This is a genomic window from Paracoccus sp. MA (assembly GCF_020990385.1).
Lineage (GTDB): Bacteria > Pseudomonadota > Alphaproteobacteria > Rhodobacterales > Rhodobacteraceae > Paracoccus.
In genome coordinates this window covers 2,201,858-2,218,725 of record NZ_CP087598.1, presented here as the reverse complement: position 1 = coordinate 2,218,725, position 16,868 = coordinate 2,201,858, and the positions used below count along the sequence as shown (strand labels likewise).

The 16,868-nt window shown below is 67.5% G+C and carries 17 protein-coding genes and 1 tRNA gene; 8 read left to right on the top strand and 10 right to left on the bottom strand.

Annotated elements, in window-relative coordinates:
* Nucleotides 1–295: 295 nt before the first annotated feature.
* From LOS78_RS18140 to LOS78_RS18105, 8 genes are all read right to left on the bottom strand, one after another.
* Nucleotides 296–997 carry a VIT family protein gene (locus LOS78_RS18140; protein ID WP_216034681.1) on the bottom strand — a complete coding sequence of 234 codons (702 nt, stop codon included), beginning with the start codon at nucleotides 995–997 and terminating at the stop codon, nucleotides 296–298.
* Entirely contained in the window at nucleotides 994–2,901 is a 1,908-nt protein-coding gene (locus tag LOS78_RS18135) for a heavy metal translocating P-type ATPase (protein ID WP_230377693.1), read from the bottom strand. Before LOS78_RS18135 ends, LOS78_RS18140 begins: the two co-directional genes overlap by 4 nt.
* 5 nt (nucleotides 2,902–2,906) lie before the next feature.
* Nucleotides 2,907–3,887: an FAD:protein FMN transferase gene (locus LOS78_RS18130; protein WP_101753526.1), complete on the bottom strand. Its 981-nt coding sequence runs from the start codon at nucleotides 3,885–3,887 to the stop codon at nucleotides 2,907–2,909.
* Nucleotides 3,868–6,075: a PepSY domain-containing protein gene (locus LOS78_RS18125; protein ID WP_230377692.1), complete on the bottom strand. Its 2,208-nt coding sequence runs from the start codon at nucleotides 6,073–6,075 to the stop codon at nucleotides 3,868–3,870. The genes LOS78_RS18130 and LOS78_RS18125 overlap by 20 nt, the downstream gene beginning before the upstream one ends.
* 11 nt (nucleotides 6,076–6,086) lie before the next feature.
* A complete protein-coding gene (locus tag LOS78_RS18120; RefSeq protein WP_094022008.1) occupies nucleotides 6,087–6,557 on the bottom strand; it encodes a DUF2271 domain-containing protein in 471 nt (156 codons plus the stop codon).
* 38 nt (nucleotides 6,558–6,595) lie between these two features.
* Nucleotides 6,596–6,973 (bottom strand): hypothetical protein, encoded by a 378-nt coding sequence (locus tag LOS78_RS18115; RefSeq protein ID WP_094022009.1) that lies wholly within the window; start codon nucleotides 6,971–6,973, stop codon nucleotides 6,596–6,598.
* A gap of 186 nt (nucleotides 6,974–7,159) precedes the next feature.
* Nucleotides 7,160–7,831 carry a cytochrome b/b6 domain-containing protein gene (locus tag LOS78_RS18110; RefSeq protein ID WP_230377691.1) on the bottom strand — a complete coding sequence of 224 codons (672 nt, stop codon included), beginning with the start codon at nucleotides 7,829–7,831 and terminating at the stop codon, nucleotides 7,160–7,162.
* Nucleotides 7,824–8,144 carry a PepSY domain-containing protein gene (locus LOS78_RS18105; protein WP_094022011.1) on the bottom strand — a complete coding sequence of 107 codons (321 nt, stop codon included), beginning with the start codon at nucleotides 8,142–8,144 and terminating at the stop codon, nucleotides 7,824–7,826. The genes LOS78_RS18110 and LOS78_RS18105 overlap by 8 nt, the downstream gene beginning before the upstream one ends.
* Nucleotides 8,145–8,288: 144 nt before the next feature.
* Between LOS78_RS18105 and LOS78_RS18100 the strand changes: the two genes are divergently transcribed.
* Entirely contained in the window at nucleotides 8,289–8,948 is a 660-nt protein-coding gene (locus LOS78_RS18100; RefSeq protein WP_094022012.1) for a response regulator transcription factor, read from the top strand.
* Nucleotides 8,945–10,303, top strand: coding sequence for an ATP-binding protein (locus tag LOS78_RS18095; protein WP_094022013.1), 1,359 nt, complete (start codon nucleotides 8,945–8,947; stop codon nucleotides 10,301–10,303). Before LOS78_RS18100 ends, LOS78_RS18095 begins: the two co-directional genes overlap by 4 nt.
* A 178-nt stretch (nucleotides 10,304–10,481) precedes the next feature.
* On the opposite strand, the gene LOS78_RS18085 is transcribed toward LOS78_RS18095, so the two are convergent.
* A complete protein-coding gene (locus tag LOS78_RS18085; protein WP_230377690.1) occupies nucleotides 10,482–10,781 on the bottom strand; it encodes a hypothetical protein in 300 nt (99 codons plus the stop codon).
* 35 nt (nucleotides 10,782–10,816) lie between these two features.
* On the opposite strand from LOS78_RS18085, the gene istA reads away from it, so the two are divergent.
* The 4 genes from istA (at nucleotide 10,817) to LOS78_RS18065 (ending at nucleotide 14,354) form a co-directional block, all read left to right on the top strand.
* The gene (istA, locus tag LOS78_RS18080) at nucleotides 10,817–12,385 is read left to right on the top strand and encodes an IS21 family transposase (RefSeq protein ID WP_028717560.1); all 1,569 of its coding nucleotides are present in this window, start codon (nucleotides 10,817–10,819) and stop codon (nucleotides 12,383–12,385) included.
* Nucleotides 12,315–13,043, top strand: a complete 729-nt coding sequence (istB, locus tag LOS78_RS18075; RefSeq protein WP_024843951.1) for an IS21-like element ISPkr1 family helper ATPase IstB — start codon at nucleotides 12,315–12,317, stop codon at nucleotides 13,041–13,043. Before istA ends, istB begins: the two co-directional genes overlap by 71 nt.
* Nucleotides 13,044–13,297: 254 nt before the next feature.
* Nucleotides 13,298–13,561, top strand: coding sequence for a hypothetical protein (locus tag LOS78_RS18070; protein WP_230377689.1), 264 nt, complete (start codon nucleotides 13,298–13,300; stop codon nucleotides 13,559–13,561).
* Nucleotides 13,554–14,354: a thermonuclease family protein gene (locus LOS78_RS18065; RefSeq protein ID WP_230377688.1), complete on the top strand. Its 801-nt coding sequence runs from the start codon at nucleotides 13,554–13,556 to the stop codon at nucleotides 14,352–14,354. The genes LOS78_RS18070 and LOS78_RS18065 overlap by 8 nt, the downstream gene beginning before the upstream one ends.
* Before the next feature lie 117 nt (nucleotides 14,355–14,471).
* On the opposite strand, the gene LOS78_RS18060 is transcribed toward LOS78_RS18065, so the two are convergent.
* Nucleotides 14,472–14,547 (bottom strand) — tRNA-Lys (locus tag LOS78_RS18060).
* 97 nt (nucleotides 14,548–14,644) lie between these two features.
* On the opposite strand from LOS78_RS18060, the gene dapF reads away from it, so the two are divergent.
* Both dapF and mtaB read left to right on the top strand, forming a co-directional pair.
* The gene (gene dapF, locus LOS78_RS18055) at nucleotides 14,645–15,472 is read left to right on the top strand and encodes a diaminopimelate epimerase (protein WP_230377687.1); all 828 of its coding nucleotides are present in this window, start codon (nucleotides 14,645–14,647) and stop codon (nucleotides 15,470–15,472) included.
* On the top strand, nucleotides 15,469–16,731 hold the full coding sequence (gene mtaB, locus LOS78_RS18050) for a tRNA (N(6)-L-threonylcarbamoyladenosine(37)-C(2))-methylthiotransferase MtaB (RefSeq protein WP_028713321.1): 1,263 nt from the start codon (nucleotides 15,469–15,471) through the stop codon (nucleotides 16,729–16,731). The genes dapF and mtaB overlap by 4 nt, the downstream gene beginning before the upstream one ends.
* Nucleotides 16,732–16,868 lie beyond the last annotated feature (137 nt).

Genomic DNA, 16,868 nt, shown 5'->3' with positions numbered 1-16,868 from the left:
GGCGTGTGCCATTCCAAAGGTTAAGTGTCAGCGCGGGCGCAATATATCACAAAAACGGACACTTACACGGCATAACCGGAAAGTGTCCGGTTAACAGGTCCGGAGAATATCGGCCCGGAGAGAACGCGTGCGCGCCCGTTGGGGCGTTGGCCGGTTAAGAGCCCCTCCCGCATAACCCTCGAAAACAACGGAAAAATCCGGCCGCAGCCGGATCGGGAGAACGCTTTCGCGAGGGCAAGTGGCGGAGGGGATGGGCCTCAAATCCAACCTTCTCCACCCAGAAACCCAATAATTGCTACCCAACCGTGACGCCAAACACCGCTCCCACCGCTGCTGTCGCAGCCATTGCGAGAGCGCCCCAGAGGGTGACCCGCGCGGCGCCCCGAACGACACCAGCGCCGCCGGCGGAGGCGCCCAGACCGCCGAGGACCGCAAGGCCGACGATCGTCGATGCCGCCACGAACAGCGCGATCGACGTTTCGGGCGCCAATAGAACGACGATCAGCGGAACGACCGCACCCAGGGCGAATGTTAGAGCCGAGACCAGCGCCGCCTGGATCGGGCGTGCCGTCACGGTCTCGGAGATGCCGAGTTCGTCGCGGGCATGCGATCCGAGCGCGTCGCGTTCGGTCAGCTGGTGGGCCACCTTCTCCGCCAGGTCGCGATCCAGCCCCCGGTCAACGTAGATCCGGGTGAGCTCCTCGAGCTCTGCCTCAGGCGTTTCCGCCAGCTCGCGGGTCTCGCGGGCAAGATCGGCTTGTTCCGCATCGGTCTGGGAACTGACCGAGACGTATTCTCCTGCCGCCATGGACATCGCACCGGCCACGAGGCCAGCCAGCCCCGCGATCAGGACCTCCGGCTTTCCCGATCCTGCCGCGGCGACGCCGACAACGAGGCTCGCAGTCGACACCAGTCCGTCGTTGGCTCCGAGAACGGCGGCCCGCAGCCAGCCGATGCGATGCACCATGTGGATTTCGGAATGCGAGAGGCGGCTCATGGCGTGGCTCCTTGCGCGATGTCGGCCTGCCCGGAGGAGACAGCCTTTGGATTCGGGATAGTGGGCTCATGGGGCGCGATGCGCAGCGCGCGCAGGGCGTTCAGGATCACGGCGACGTCGATGATCTCCTGCAGGAGCGCCCCCTGCACCGGAGTGAGATAGCCGAAAGCCGCGGCGATCATGCCCATGACCGACAGGCCGATTCCGGCGACAACGCTTTCGACAGCGATGCGGCGCGCACCGCGCGCAATCTCGATCCCCGGCCCGAGCCGGTCGATACGGTCGACGAGCAGCACGACGTCTGCCGCCTCCGCCGATGCAGCGGCTCCGCGTGCGCCCATCGCGACACCCACATCGGCCGCTGCGAGAGCCGGCGCGTCGTTGACGCCGTCGCCCACCATCATCACGGGCCCGCGCTTGCGCTCGGAGAGAACCAGCAGAACCTTCTGGTCGGGCGTGAGCCCGGCGCGCAGCCCGTCGAGGCCAAGCCCCTCGGTCACGCGCTCAGCCACGTCCGCGCGGTCGCCGGTGGCGAGCAGGATACGCGCGATGCCCTCGCGGCGCAGACCGTCGAGCATGGCGCCCGCACCCTCGCGCAGCGGATCGGACATCACGAGGTGCCCTGCCATTTGCCCGTCGACGGCGACGGCGACGAGAACCGAACCGGCGGCAATGGCGGAATGATCGCCCGGCTGGCGCCCCACGCGCGCGGCCACGAAGCCGTCGCCACCGACGATGACCTTCCGGCCCTCGACATGGCCCACGACGCCTTCACCCGGGATCTCAGCCACGTCCGACGGAACCGGCAGCGTGAAGCCGCGCGCCTTCGCGGCCGCAACGATGGCCTGCGCCACGGGGTGCTTGGACGCCTGGTCGAGCGCTGCAGCGAGGCGCAGTATGTCGTCCTCCGCCATCCCGTCGTGGCTATCGATCGAGACGATCTGCGGCCGGCCGTCCGTCAGCGTGCCGGTCTTGTCGAGGATCAGCGTTCGGATGCGCGCCATCGTCTCGAGCGGTCCCGCGCCCTTGATCAGCACCCCGAAATGCGCGGCACGCGACAGCCCGGCCACCAGCGCCACCGGCACGGCGAGGATCAGCGGACAGGGCGTGGCGACAACGAGCACGGCGACGGCCCGGATTGGATCGCCGGTGAACCACCAGGCCGCGAAGGCGATGCTGACCGTGACCGCGAGAAAGCCCAGCGACCAGCGGTCGGCCAGCCGCGACATCGGCGCCTTCGAGGCCTGCGCCTCCTCGACCAGCCGGACGATCCCGGCATAAGTGCTGTCCTTGGCTTCTCTCGTCGCCGTCAGATCGAACGCCTCGCCTGCGTTTGTGGAGCCGCTCATGGCTTCGGCGCCGTGGGCGAGGCGCACTGGCAGGGACTCGCCCGTCAGCGCTGAGGTGTCGACGAAGGCCGTCTCCGAGGCCACCGTGCCGTCCACCGGCACCACGTCGCCCTGACGTATCAGGAGGCGGTCGCCGGGCGCGATGTGGTCGAGCGGGATCTCCTCCAGCCCGCCGTTGCGGTGCCGGGTCGCGGTCCGCGGCACGCGGGAGAGGAGGTCGTGCATCTCGCGCCGGGCGCGGCCTTCGGCGAAGGCTTCGAGGAATGTGCCGCCGGAATACATCACCGCGACCACCGCCGCGGCGAGGGTCTCGCCGAAGACGAGCGCCGCCGACATCGACAGCGCTGCGACGATATCGAGGCCCACCTCGCCGGAGCGCAGGCTGCGCAGGATCTCGACCACGAGCGCGGCGAGCGCTGGAACGACGCCGGCGATCCAGATCAGGTTCGCAGCGTTGGGTCGGCCGGAAAAGTAGAACGCAAGTCCCGCAAACAGGCCGGTCGCGGCAATGAGCAGGATAGCGGTCTTGAAGCGGTCAGTCCTTGTCGTCTCCATGCGGCCTATCTCCCCTCTGCAGGGGTAATCGCCGCTGGCTCTTCGGAAAAAAGTCGTCCGACTCCCACGCCCCTCACGCTCCCGCAATCTTCGCGCAAGAGGAACAGGGCGTCGAGCCCTTCTTTTCTTGCGAGTTCGGCCCCTTTGCCGAGACCGAGCACCATGAGCGCCGTCGCCCAGGCATCGGCCTCGGCACAGCTGCGGGCAACGACGGTGACGGAGGCCGGCGATGCGATCAGCGGCGCACCGCGCCTCGGGTCCATTGTGTGCGACAGGCGTCGTCCCTGAACCTCGACCCAGTGGCGATAATCGCCGGAGGTGGCGACGGCGGCATCCTGCAGCGCGAGGATCGAATGCGGCGTCCGGCGTTCCGCGTCCGGCGCCTCGACCGCAATGCTCCAGGCCTCGCCGTCAGGCCGGAGACCCATCGCGCGCATCTCGCCATCGACCCCGACGAGGGCGTCGGCGATCCCGTAATCGCGCAGGGTTTCGGCCAAACGGTCCACGCCGTAGCCCTTGGCTATGCCGTTCAGATCCAGCGCTATGGGAGCGACCTTGCAGATGCGGTCGCCTTCGAACTCCAGAGCCTGATCCGCCGGGCGGCGCGGGGTTTTCATCGCGGCGCGGATGCCCTCGGGCGCGGCCGTCTTCGGCCCGAACCCCCAGGCCGTCACCGCGTCACCCATGCCGATGTCGAACGCGCCGCCGGATATGCGCCCGATCTTTAGGCCGAGTCGCAGCACCTCGGCGAGCCGCGCGGGAAGCGCGATCCATTCGCCCACCGGCGCCGCGTTGAGCCGCATCAGGCCGCTGTCGGGCTTCCAGGTCGACATCTGTCCGTCCACTTCGTCCACGGCCGCCTGCAGCGCCGTGCGGATCGCCGCCGTGTCGAGACCGGGCCCTGCGAAGAACAGCGCCGACCAGCGCGTGCCCATGGTCGCCCCATTCAGGGCGTGCCTCGTCAGCTCAGTAGACATCTTCGACATACCGCCCCTCCGCCTTCAGGACCGCCGGCGTCAGCCCGGCCGGTGCGAGGATCTCGGCCAGCGCCTCGGCCACGCCGGCGGCCATGTCCCGTCCGCCGCAGACCATCACGCGCGCGCCATTGCGGATGAGCTCTGCGACCTGAGTGGCCTCGCTGCGCAGCGCGTCCTGGACGTAATGGGGACGCGCCCCGCGCGAGACGGCGGTGACCAGCCGGCTTACACGCCCTTCGTCCTGCCATCCGGGGAACTCCTCGCCGTAGAAGAAATCGCTGTCGGGATGGCGCATGCCGAAGAACAGGTGGATCGGCCTGCGGCGCGTATTGCCGCGCACAAAGCCCGCTAGCGGCCCGATGCCGGTCCCTGCGCCGATCAGGATCAGGGGCGCCCGGCTCCGCCCCGGACGGAAACCGGGGTTGGGGCGCAAGAAGGCGCTCACCGTGTCGCCAGGTTCCAGCGCTGTGAGCTGACCCGAGCAGAGGCCGCCGGGATGCTTCTTGACCACGATCTCGATGAAGCCGTCGCGGCGCCCAGAGGCGAGCGAATAGAGCCGCGGGACGGTCCCGCCTTCGGGCAGAATGCCGATCAGGTCACCCGCCTGGAACCGTGCGAACCCGCCCCCGAGCAGCCGTTGCCCGAGCGAGACGCGGGGAAACGCGAAGCGGAGGATCGCCGTCGGGGCCTGCACCTCAGCGCCGTAGTCGCGCCGCGAGACGAGGGTCAGCGTGGTCGTTTGCGGCTGGACCGGCTGGTGCGTCAGTTCGAGCGCAATGCCGAGCACGTCTCCGAGCGCCCGGCCCCAGCGCGCGAAATCCTGCGGCGATTGCCGGTCGATTGTGTCGAGCGGCAGAAGCTCGGGCCAACCCTTCGCCTGCGCCGCTGCCGCGACGTCCCTTGCGAAGGCGCAATAGGCCGGAAAGCTGCGGTCGCCGAAGCCGAGCACCGCCAGAGAAATGTCCGGCGCCCTGTCGGAAGCGTTTAGCCGCTCGAGAAAGCCCTTCGCCGAGGCGGGCGCCGCGCCGTCGCCATAGGTTGCGGCGAGCAGGATGATCCGCTGGGCCGTAGCGTAGCGTTCTGGCGCGAAGGCCGACATCGGTGCTGTGTGTACCTTCTGCCCGGCTTGCGTCAGTGCGGTGTGGAGCGTGGCCGCAAATCCCCAGGTGCTGCCGCCCTCGCTGCCGACGAGCAGGATCGTCTCGGCACGTCCCGCGGGCTGATTGCCTCGGATGCGCGGCCGACCGCGCCGCCCGGCGAGCCAGATCAGCACGCCGGTCGCGCCCATCGCGGGCACGCCGAGCGCCATGAGGCCGAGCACCAGGCCGAGCGTCGCCGCGCCCTGTCCGGTGTGCAGCATGTAGATGGTCTCCGAGACGCGCTCCCATCCCGTGAGGTCGGCCCAGGCCAGGAGGTCTCCGTCGCCCTGGTCGAGATAGCCGGTGCCCCGGTCGGTCTTGAGCGTGAACACGTCCGTCGCGTCGCCGGGATAGGGAAAGCTCAGTTCGCGCAACTCGGCGACGGGCGTCTGCTGCAGCGTGGCCATTCGGTCCGGCGCAAACCCCGTCGCTCCACTGACCTCGGTCGGCATGGCCGGGATGGCGCTGCCATCCGGCAGGAGATCGAAGGTCGACGCCGTCATCCAGAGGGCGGTCGTGGAAGACAGAACGAAGCCGACGACGGCGATCCGGGCGATCTCGACGTGCAGCCTGCCCGCGAGCGGACCGCGCAGGCGCGCGAACCAGTGCCGCCAGCCGCCCGTCCGCCGCGCGACCAGCGCCGCACCGGAGAGCGAGAGGATCAGCATCGCGGCAGCCCCTGCAGCCATGGCTATGCGCCCGCCGTCCCCGAGGAACAGCGACCGGTGCAGGTTGGTGAGCCAGCGTTCGGCCTGGTTCGGGTCGGCCGAGGCCACGCCCTCACCGGTCACCGGGTCAATCACGGCAGCGCCCGGCGCGCCCTGGTCGAACCAGTAGGCGGTGATCCGGCCCGAGGGTGATCGGCGGATCTGCTCGACGCCCGGATAGACCGTCTGGATGCGGTCCGCGAGGGCGGCGACGGTCAGTCCGGCTTCCGCCTGCGGTGCGGCAAGCCGTTCGGCCGCTGGGAAGACCGACAGCGCCGCGCCGCTCAGACTCAGGATGGTGACGAGCGCAAGGGCCAGAAGACCCGGCCAGCGATGGAGTGCACGGATCATGGCCCCGCTCCTCACATGTCGTAGGCGAAGCTGGCGATGTAGCGGCGGCCCTGCACCGGCGTGCCGGCGCCGTCGGTCGTGAGCGGGACGGCCACCTCGTTCGGGCTGTCGCGCATGTCCTCGACGGCCGCGTCGATGTGGAGCGTGTAGCCCGCGTCGAAGAGCGCGTCGGCCAGGTCGAGCGTGATCTCGAGCGTGCGGCCCGCGCCGACGCTGGCGCCGGTGATGCCGTTCACCTGCGCGGTGTCGCCGCCGGTGGCGCGGTACCAGTCGCTGAGGTGCTCGTAGTACTTGGACTTGCCGCCAGCCATCCAGAGACTGCCGACATAGGCGCCCGAGGTGTCGGTGACGTAGAGCGCGAGATAGGCCCCGTCGCCGCCGTAATTGTTGAGGATCGTGGTGAGCGTCACCGGACGCGCCATGGCGAGGCCGGGGAGCGTCAGCGCCGTGGTCAGCGCGAGCGTGGCGAGAAGCGATTTCATCGTATGGATCCTTGTTCGGAGAGGAACTTCGGAGCGGTTCAGTTCACCTGAACCTGCGGCGGCGCACCGTTGCCGAAGAGGCCGTTCTGCGGAGGGGCGACCGTGCCGGCGGGCGCGGGATTGCGAGCGCCGCCCTGACAATCGTCGTCGTCATCATCGTCGTCGCAGTCATCGTCGTCATCGTCGTCATCGTCGTCGTCGTCGTGGCCGCGACGAGAACCGTCCCGCCAGCGGTCGTCATCGTCGTCGTCATCGTCGCTTGCGAGAACGAGCGGCATCGCTTGCGGGGCGTCATCGAAGAGAGCGGCGACGGGCCGAAGGACGCCGGGCGGGGATTGCATCGCGCTCCAGGCGGGGACGCCGATCGCGGCGGTCAGCGCCGTGGACGCAACCAGAAGTGTCAGGGTCTTCTTCATGGCAGGGTCTCCTTGTCATCTGCTGAGGACAATCTGGAGACACGACCTGAGGGCTTCCTGACGCGTCGGCGATTCCCGCTTCAGCTTGCCGTCAGGAAGAGAGCGGCTTCGGACGAAAAAGGCCCCGCCCGTGAGGGCGAGGCCAGGCGGGACCGAAGGGACGGTCGGCCTTGGGGTTAGGTGCCGTCAGGCGATGTCGCCGGGACCGGCGCCGCGCTTGTCGCCCGTCACCATGGCGCGCGCCAGGTTCTCGTGGTGCCTGAAGGAGGCTAGGACGACGCCGCCAACATGCAGCGCGGCAAGCAGCAGCATCAGGTTGGCGAGCGTCTCGTGGACCTCCTTCAGCGGTCCCTCGATCTCGCCCCGCCCGCCGTATTCCCGCTCGTCGCCGTCGTCGTCGGCCCAGGCGAGCGCCACAATTGCGGGCATGGACGGAAGTATCGCCAGACGGGCCTCATCCTCCATGAGCCAGCCGGTGAAAGCCGTCCCGGACAGCGTGACCAGCAGCGCCACGACCATCGCCGCGCCCGCCGGGTTGTGGCCGAGGTGGCGCCGCTCGCGTCCGCGGGTCATGTCCCCGAGATAGGCCAGCGTCTCGCGGGGGCCTTTCAGGAACTGGGCGAAGCGCGCGTAGCGACTGCCGATGAGGCCCCAGACCAGCCGGAAGGCCACAAGTCCGGCGACGGTATAGCCTGCGACCTCGTGGACAGGTTGCAGCTCGTCCGCAGTCAGCCATGCGGTCGCGAAGGCCGCGACCAGACCCCAATGGAAAACCCGGACCAGCGGATCCCAGACACGGACCTTGCTGCTCGGCGCCGTGTTCATCTCTGGCGCCTGGTGTGAGATTGCGTCAGTCATCGTCGCCTGCTTCGCGATCCCGGCGGGGGCGATCGCCGTCGTCCTTGTCCTCGTATTCGAACTCGATCACCTGGAGCGTCGCCGGATGAACGGTCACCTCGATCCGGCGCCCCTCGGCGTCGCGGCCGTCGATTTCGTAGCAGCCGTCGTCGATCTTGATCCGGCGCACCGTCCAGCCGTTCTCCTCGGCCAGCCGGGCGACGGCGTCGCGCGGCTGCCAGTCGGCCATCGGCACGAAGCAGTCGTCGTCCGCCAGCGCGGCACCGGCCGGAAAGACCGCGAGAAAGCCGAGAATTGTCAATGTCTTCTTCATGGGCCAAACTCCTCGCTGCGGCCATCTTGACGAAATTCATGCGCGGCGAAGCTGACGGCAGCCTGAAGGGACGCAGCCACCCGCTTCAGCTTCTTGTCAGCCAGACGGATCATGGAGGGTCATCGGAAGAGGACGGGGACGAGGATGCGCATCCTGCTGATCGAGGACGACACGGTGCTTGGCGCGGCGGTGCGCGACCAGATCACGGCCGATGGGCAGTCGGTCGATTGGGTGATGCGCCTCGATGCGGCCGGCGGCGCTGCGAAATCCACGTCTTACGACCTGATCCTGCTCGACCTGATGCTGCCGGACGGTCGCGGGATCGGGTTCCTCAAAGGCTTGCGCGCGCAGGGCGACGTGACGCCGGTCATCATCCTGACCGCGCTCGACCAGGTGTCGGACCGGATCGAGGGGCTGAACGCGGGCGCCGACGATTATCTCGTGAAGCCCTTCGATCTCGCTGAGTTGTCCGCGCGGATCGGGTCTGTCGCTCGACGCTACAGCGGCAACCCGAACCCCATCGTCACCCACGGGCCGCTGGAAATCGATCTTGCCGCCCGCAGCGTTCACCGCGACGGCAAGCCGGTGCAACTGACCGCAAGGGAATGGGCGCTGTTCGAAGCCTTTCTCGCGCGCCCCGGTCAGCTGCTGTCAAAGGCACAGCTGGAGGAGAAGCTTTACGCCTTCGACGCGGAGGTGGAGAGCAACACCATCGAGGTCCATGTGAGCCGCCTGCGCAAGAAGCTCGGGGCTTCGGTCATCGAGACCGAGCGCGGCATGGGCTACAGGCTCGGCAAATCATGAGATGGCCCGCGAGCCTTCAGGGCCGACTCGGCCTGTCGCTCGGCCTGGCGCTGACGGTGCTGTGGCTGCTCGCTGCGACGGTGACGGCCGTAATCGTCCGGGGCGAGCTGGACGAGGTCTTTGACAGCGCCCTGCAGGAGACAGCGGAACGCATCCTCCCGCTGGCGGTGACCGATATCGTGGGCCGCGAAGATCAGGGCGTGACGCAGCGGCTCGCGCCCATCCGGGAGCACGACGAGTTCTTCACCTACCTCGTGCGCGATGGCGAGGGGCGCATCCTGCTGCAATCTCATGCGGCCGACCCTGCCGTGTTCCCGCCTTGGGACGGACCCGGTTTCCGTCAGACCGCCACCCACCGGTTCTACAGCGATGCAGCGCTTCAGGACACGATCCGGATCACCGTGGCCGAGCCGCTGGCCCATCGCGCGTCGGTTGCGCGGGAGATCCAGATGGGCCTCGGCCTGCCGCTGCTCATCGTGCTGCCGATCGCGCTGGTGGCGATCATTCTTGCCGTTCGCTTCAGCCTCGATCCGCTGCGTCGGTTCCGTGCTCGGCTGGAGGCGCGCGGCGCCCGCGACCTGTCGGAGGTTCCTGCCAGCGATCTGCCGACGGAGATTGGTCCACTGGCCAAGACGCTCAACGGCCTTCTGGCCCGCTTGCGCGCGGCGTTCGAGGCCGAGCGCAGTTTTGCCGCGAACGCGGCCCACGAGTTGAGAACGCCGCTGGCCGGAGCAATCGCTCAGGCGCAGCGGCTGAGGGCGGAGACGCACGAGCCGGCCACCGAAGTGCGTGCCGCCGAAATTGAGGCGACGCTCAAGCGCCTGACCCGGCTTTCCGAACGCCTCATGCAGCTTGCGCGGGCCGAAGGCGGGCGGCTGCGGATGGACCGGAGCGCCGACCTGAGGGCGGTCGCCCGTGTGGTGGTGGACGATCTCGGACGCGCGACCGCGCCTGGCCGCATTGGGCTCACTCTTCCCGACGCGGCTGTCCAGTCGGACATCGACCCCGATGCCTTCGCCATCCTGTGCCGGAACCTTGTGGAGAACGCCCTCCGTCACGGGGCGGAGAATCTGGCAGTCGAGGTGACGCTGACGGCGGACGGCCGCCTCGTTGTCGCTAACGATGGTCCCGTGGTGCCGCGCGAGATGCTCGACCGCCTGACGGCACGTTTCGAACGGGCGAACGCAAGCACCGATGGCAGCGGGCTTGGCCTCGCCATCGTCGCCGCCATCGCCAACCGGATCGGAAGCTCGCTCGTTCTGAAATCGCCGCGACCTGGCGCAACCTCCGGCTTAGAGGCATCACTCATCTTGCCGACCGATAGCCCCAGGTTCGGCGCCGGGCGCGACGCGTAATCCGCGACAAGTGCCGGAGGATCAGCACACCCGCGCCTGTTCCCGCAACACCGCATAGTCGCTCATCATCTCTGCGATCGCCGAGCCCTCCGGCAGGAGGTCCAGCTCCCCTGCCGCTCGCGCCTGGAACTTCCTACTGTACTCGACGACCGGCGGACACGCCCCTGGCCCGCTACCGTCAGAACCGACCGTCGCGCAGCCGCTCAGCCAGATCGTCGCGAGAACGAGGACGGCGCGCCGCTGCCTCGAGCATTCGCTTTTGGGCGTCATAGGTTTTCTCCATGGTTTCGAGCTGCTCGGTCAGTCGGCCGGCGCGCTCGCCGGAGCGGCGCAGGGAAAGCAGGAACAGCAGGATCGCGAGTGCGATGACGCCGTAGCGGAGCCCAATGCGCGCCCATGCCTGTGAACCGGCGTGCAAAATTGACCCCGTAACGGGGTAATCGGCTTCCAAAAATGACCCCCTTACGCTGATGGTCATGATGCCTCCGAGGCTATCGGGGGGCACAGTGTGGGATGCTGGTTGTGGAGACGATTGCGAAGATCCGCCGGGCGTATTTCCAGGACAAGAAGTCGATCAAGCATATCTGCCGAGAGCTGCGGGTATCGCGGAACACGGTTCGGAAGGTGATCCGGTCCGGCGCAACGGAGATGACTTACGAGCGAACCGTCCAACCGCAGCCGAAGATCGGTCCCTGGAAAGGCAAGCTCGACGAGATGCTGGCGGCGAATGCGCGCAAGCCGAAGCGCGAGCGGCTGACCCGCATCCGGATTTTCGAAGAGCTCAGGGCCCTCGGATATGACGGCGGCTACGACGCGGTCCGACGCTATGCGGCTTCGTGGTCGCAGGCGGAGCAGGAAGCGTCAGCCGCCGCCTATGTGCCACTGAGCTTCGATCCGGGTGAAGCCTACCAGTTCGACTGGAGTCACGAGGTCGTTCTGATCGACGGCGTGACCACCACGGTGAAGGTGGCTCACGTCCGGCTTTGTCATAGCCGGATGCTGTTCGTCCGGGCCTACCCGCGAGAGACGCAGGAAATGGTGTTCGATGCCCATGACAAGGCCTTTGCCTTCTTCGGCGGCGCCTGTGCGCGTGGGATCTACGACAACATGAAGACGGCGGTGGACACGATCTTCGTCGGCCGCGACCGCGCGTATAATCGCCGGTTCCAGCAGATGTGCGGACACTACCTTGTCGATCCCGTCGCCTGCACCCCCGCGTCCGGCTGGGAGAAGGGACAAGTAGAGAACCAGGTTGGCGTTGTCCGGCGGCGGTTCTTCGTGCCGCGGCCGCGCTTCAAGAGCTACGCGGAACTCAACGCCTGGCTTCAGGATCGCTGTATTGCCTGGGCCAAGGCCCATCCGCACCAGGAATTGCGTGATCGGACAATCTGGGACGTGTTCCAGGATGAGCGGGCGAGCCTGGTGCCCTACGTCGGCCCTTTCGACGGATTCCATGCCGTGCCGGCCTCGGTGTCCAAGACCTGCCTCGTTAGGTTCGACAAGAACCGCTACTCGGTCGATGGTCGCGCCGTCGGCCGTCCGGTCGAGATCCGCGCCTATGCCGAGCGGGTCGAGGTCTGGCAGGACGGCAAGATCGTCGGCCGGCACGACCGCGCCTTCGGGCGCGACAAGGCCATCTATGACCCGCTGCACTACATCCCGGTGCTGGCCCGCAAGCCCGGCGCCCTTCGAAACGGCGCTCCCTTCAAGGAATGGGAACTGCCGCCGGCGATACGACGCGTCCAGCGTAAGCTGGGGCGCGTGCCGAACGGTGACCGTCAGATGGTCCAGATCCTGAGCATGATCCCAACGGATGGACTGGAAGCCGTCGAGGCTGCCTGCGTCGAGGCCCTGACCGAAGGCGCCCCGGCGGCATCGGTCGTTCTGAACATCCTGGCCCGACATCGCGAGCCACCACCTCCGTTGACCATCGCCACGCCGGACGCGTTGCGCCTGACCTGCGAGCCCGTGGCCGACTGCAAACGCTACGACAGCCTCAGGAGACCCCGCCATGGAAAGATCACAGGTGCTGGACGCGATGGGCCAGTTGAAGCTCTACGGCATGAAGGCCGCCTACGATGAGATCATCGCCACGGCGGTGAAGCGACAGCACGAACCGCAGCAAATCGTGGGCGACCTGCTGAACGCCGAGATCAGCGAGAAACAAGCTCGCTCGATCAAATACCAGATGACCATCGCCAAGCTGCCCTTGGCCAAGGAAGTCGACGAGTTCAGCTTCGAAGACACGCCCGTAAACGAAACGCTGGTGCGCGATCTGGCCTCCGGAGAGTTCCTCGAGCATCAGCGTAACGTCGTCCTCATCGGCGGCACCGGGACCGGCAAATCCCACCTTGCCGTCAGCATCGCCCGGGCCTGCATCCGCCGTGGCAAGCGCGGCCGCTTCTTCAACGTCGTGGACCTGGTGAACAAGCTGGACGCCGAAGCCCGCGCCGACCGACAGGGACGCACTGCGGATCTCCTGTGCCGCCTCGACTTCCTGATCCTCGACGAGTTGGGATATCTGCCGTTCGCCCAGACGGGTGGCCAGCTCCTGTTCCACCTCATCAGTCGCCTTTACGAACGCACCTCGATCATCGTGACGACGAACCTCGACTTCGGCGAATGGCCGACCGTCTTCGGAGACGCGAAGATGACAACGGCGCTCCTCGACCGACTGACCCATCACTGTGACATCGTCGAGACCGGCAACGAGAGCTGGCGCTTCAAGACGCGGGAATGACCGAGACGCCGCTGGCCCGATCCGGTTGCGCTGTATGGAGGCTACACCGCATCGGGCCAGCTACCCGTGCTGACCAAGCGGGGTCATTATTGGGCGCCGAAAGGGGGTCAAAGTTGCGTGCCGATTGACAATCCGGGCCTCGCACCGCCGTCTCGCGCGGCTGATCCAGAGGCCCAGGCGACTGCTCCTGCTTCTTGGCGAATCGGCGGAAAGCCGCTTATCAGGAAAAGGTTAACAAATCGTTAAGAAGTCCGATGCGCCCTTTCCTCATTGCTTTCCTCGTCTCCTTTTCCCTTCCCTCCTTCGCGAATGACGGCGCCGCGCCCGTCCTCGGGGCCCTTACGGCAGAGGACATCCAGGACGCCCGGCAACGCCTGCTGGACCTCAGAGGCCCTGATGCGGCCCTTCTGGATGCCGCCTGCTGTAAGATGTGCAGCAAGGGCAAAGCCTGCGGTGACAGTTGCATCAGCCGGGACAAGCAATGCCGCAAAGGCGTCGGCTGTACCTGCGATGGTTGATCGACGGGCCACGCTCTCCGCCGCAATCCTGGCGGCGGGCCGTTGCGATTATCGCTATTCTCGCGATTTTTCCTCTGATGCGCGCGGCAGAATCGCGACAATCGCGGGAATCGCAGCGGTTAGGGCTTTGGTCGTTGGCGCGCTCCTGGCGATGCCCGCCGTCACCTGGGCCGCGACTGACGATAGCCCTTTGATTGTCGGCCGTGCCGCGGTGGTGGACGGCGACACGCTCAAGATCGGCCCGGTTGCCATCCGCATTCACGGCATCGACGCACCCGAGCAGGGCCAGCAGTGCAGCAAGAGCGGCGGACGGAAATGGAACTGCGGCGAGGTTGCCACCGAGGCCATGGCCGAGATGGTCAGGGATCAGGTCGTGGAATGCGTGCCGCTCGATATCGATGCCTACCGGCGGATCGTTGCGCGTTGCCATGCCGCGGGTATGGATCTGGGCGGCGAGATAGTCGGGCGAGGCCTCGCTTGGGCCTACCTGCGCTATTCCGACGACTATGCCGATGCTGAGCGCATGGCCCGCGCCGCCGGGCGGGGCGTCTGGCAGAGCGAATCTCTGCCCGCCTGGGAGTATCGCGCCGACCGCTGGGCGCGGGCTGCCGCAGAGGCGCCCGAGGGCTGTCCGATCAAGGGCAACATCTCGAACAAGGGCGAGCGGATCTATCACACGCCCTGGTCGCCAGCCTATGCCAAGACCCGGATCGATGAGAGCAGGGGCGAGCGCTGGTTTTGCGACGAGGCCGAGGCTATCGCCGCCGGTTGGCGCGCGACGCGATGGCGGTAGATTCGAGCCAGGGCATCGCCGTGAAAATGTCCGCTGGCTGTCCGCTGGCACATTGTTAGCGCAGAAACCGCCTCGCAGGCAATTTCTCGTAACCGCTTGTCATGTAAGGAAATTCAGTGGTGAGCCCGACAGGATTCGAACCTGTGACCCACTGATTAAAAGTCAGTTGCTCTACCAACTGAGCTACGGGCCCATCGCACGGGGGGCTAACTACGGTCGGCGGCGGACAGGGTCAAGCGGAAAAATCGCCGCCTCTGGCAGAATCTTTCCGGCAGGAGTATGTCACCGCCATGGAACACCAGCAAAACCCCGGCCAGAGCGCCCCTCTGCCCTTCATGAAGATGCACGGGCTCGGCAACGACTTCGTGGTGATCGACGGCCGCCGCTCGGGCGCGCTGCCCGATGCCGCGACCGTGGCCGCCATCGCCGACCGCCATCGCGGCGTCGGCTTCGACCAGATGGCCGTCATCCTCCCCGGCGAGAATGCCGATGCGCGGCTGGTGTTCTTCAACGCCGACGGCTCGCTTTCGGCCGCCTGCGGCAATGCCACGCGCTGCGTGGCCCGCTTCCTGATGGACGAATCGGGCGCCTCGGCCCTGCGGCTCGCCACCGACCATGCCGTGCTCGCGGCCGAGGATGCGGGCAATCGCCTGACTCGCGTCAATATGGGCGCGCCGGTCCTAGACTGGGCCCGGATCCCGCTGGCCGAGGATGTCGATACGCTGCACCTGCCCATCGAAGGCGATCCGGTGGCGACGGGGATGGGCAACCCGCACATGACCTTCTTCGTGCCAGACGCCGCGGCGGTCGACCTGGAACGCTTCGGCCCCGCGCACGAACATCATCCGCTTTACCCGCAACGCAGCAATGTCGAGCTGGTGCAGGTCGTCTCGGACAGCGAGATCGTGCTGCGCATCTGGGAACGCGGCACCGGCATCACGCTGGCCTCGGGCTCGTGCTCCTGCGCGGCGGTGGTCGCGGCGGCGCGGCGCGGGCTGACCGGGCGGCGGGTCAAGGTCAACGTGCCGGGCGGCGTGCTGGAGATCGACTGGCGCGAGGACGGGGTCTGGATGACCGGGCCGACCGCGCATGTCTTCGACGGGGTCTGGCGGGGATGAAGGACCTGAAGCCGCCCGTTTTCGCGACCCTCGGCTGCCGGCTGAACGCCTATGAGACCGAGGCGATGCGCGAGATGGCCGAGGCCGCCGGGCTGCAAGGCGCGGTGATCGTGAACACCTGCGCGGTGACCGCCGAGGCGGTGCGCAAGGCCCGGCAGGAGATTCGGCGGCTGGCGCGCGAGAATCCCGGCGCCCCGGTCATCGTCACCGGCTGCGCCGCCCAGACCGAGCCCGAGACCTTCGCCGCCATGGCCGAGGTCAGCCGCGTCATCGGCAACCATGAAAAGATGCAGCCGGCGACCTGGGCCGCGATGCAGGCCCCCGACCTGATCGGCGAGACCGAGAAAGTGCAGGTCGACGACATCATGTCCGTGCGCGAGACGGCGGGCCATCTGATCGACGGCTTCGGCCGGCACCGCGCCTATGTGCAGGTGCAGAACGGCTGCGATCATCGCTGCACCTTCTGCATCATTCCCTATGGCCGCGGCAATTCGCGCTCCGTGCCCGCGGGCGTGGTGGTGGACCAGATCAAGCGGCTGCGGGACCGCGGCTTCAACGAGGTGGTGCTGACCGGTGTCGACCTGACCTCTTGGGGGGCCGACCTGCCGGGGACGCCGCGGCTGGGCGACCTGGTCATGCGCATCCTGCGGCTGGTGCCGGACCTGCCGCGGCTGCGCATCAGCTCGATCGATTCGATCGAGGCGGATGAGAACCTGATGCTGGCCATCGCCAGCGAGCCGCGGCTGATGCCGCATCTGCACCTGTCGCTGCAGGCCGGCGACGACATGATCCTGAAGCGGATGAAGCGCCGCCACCTGCGCGACGACGCCATCCGCTTCTGCGAGGATGCGCGCAAGCTGCGGCCGGGAATCGTCTTCGGCGCCGACATCATCGCCGGTTTCCCGACCGAGACCGAGGCGATGTTCGAAAACAGCCTGAAACTGGTCGAGGATTGCGGCCTGACCTTCCTGCATGTGTTTCCCTATTCGGCGCGCAAGGGCACCCCGGCGGCGCGGATGCCGCGCGTGCCGGGCCCGGCGATCAAGGAACGTGCGGCGCGCCTGCGTGCGGCGGGCGACGCGGCGCTGGCCCGGCATCTGGCCGCGCAGGTCGGAGAGATGCGCATGGTGCTGACCGAGGGGCCGCGGTTGGGGCGGACGGAGCATTTCACCGAGGTGGCCTTCCAGCGCGACATGCCCGAGGGCACGCTGATGGAGCTGCGCATCGCCGGCCATGACGGTCAGCGGCTGACGGTCTGATCCTTCGCCGTTGCGCCGGGGGCTGTCTGCCCCCGGACCCCCGAGGGTATTTGTAAAACGGAGAAGGACGGGGTTTCCGGCGGGGTGGTCGCCATGGGATCGGGCCGGTCGCGCAAGATTGGCTTGCCGCGCGGGAA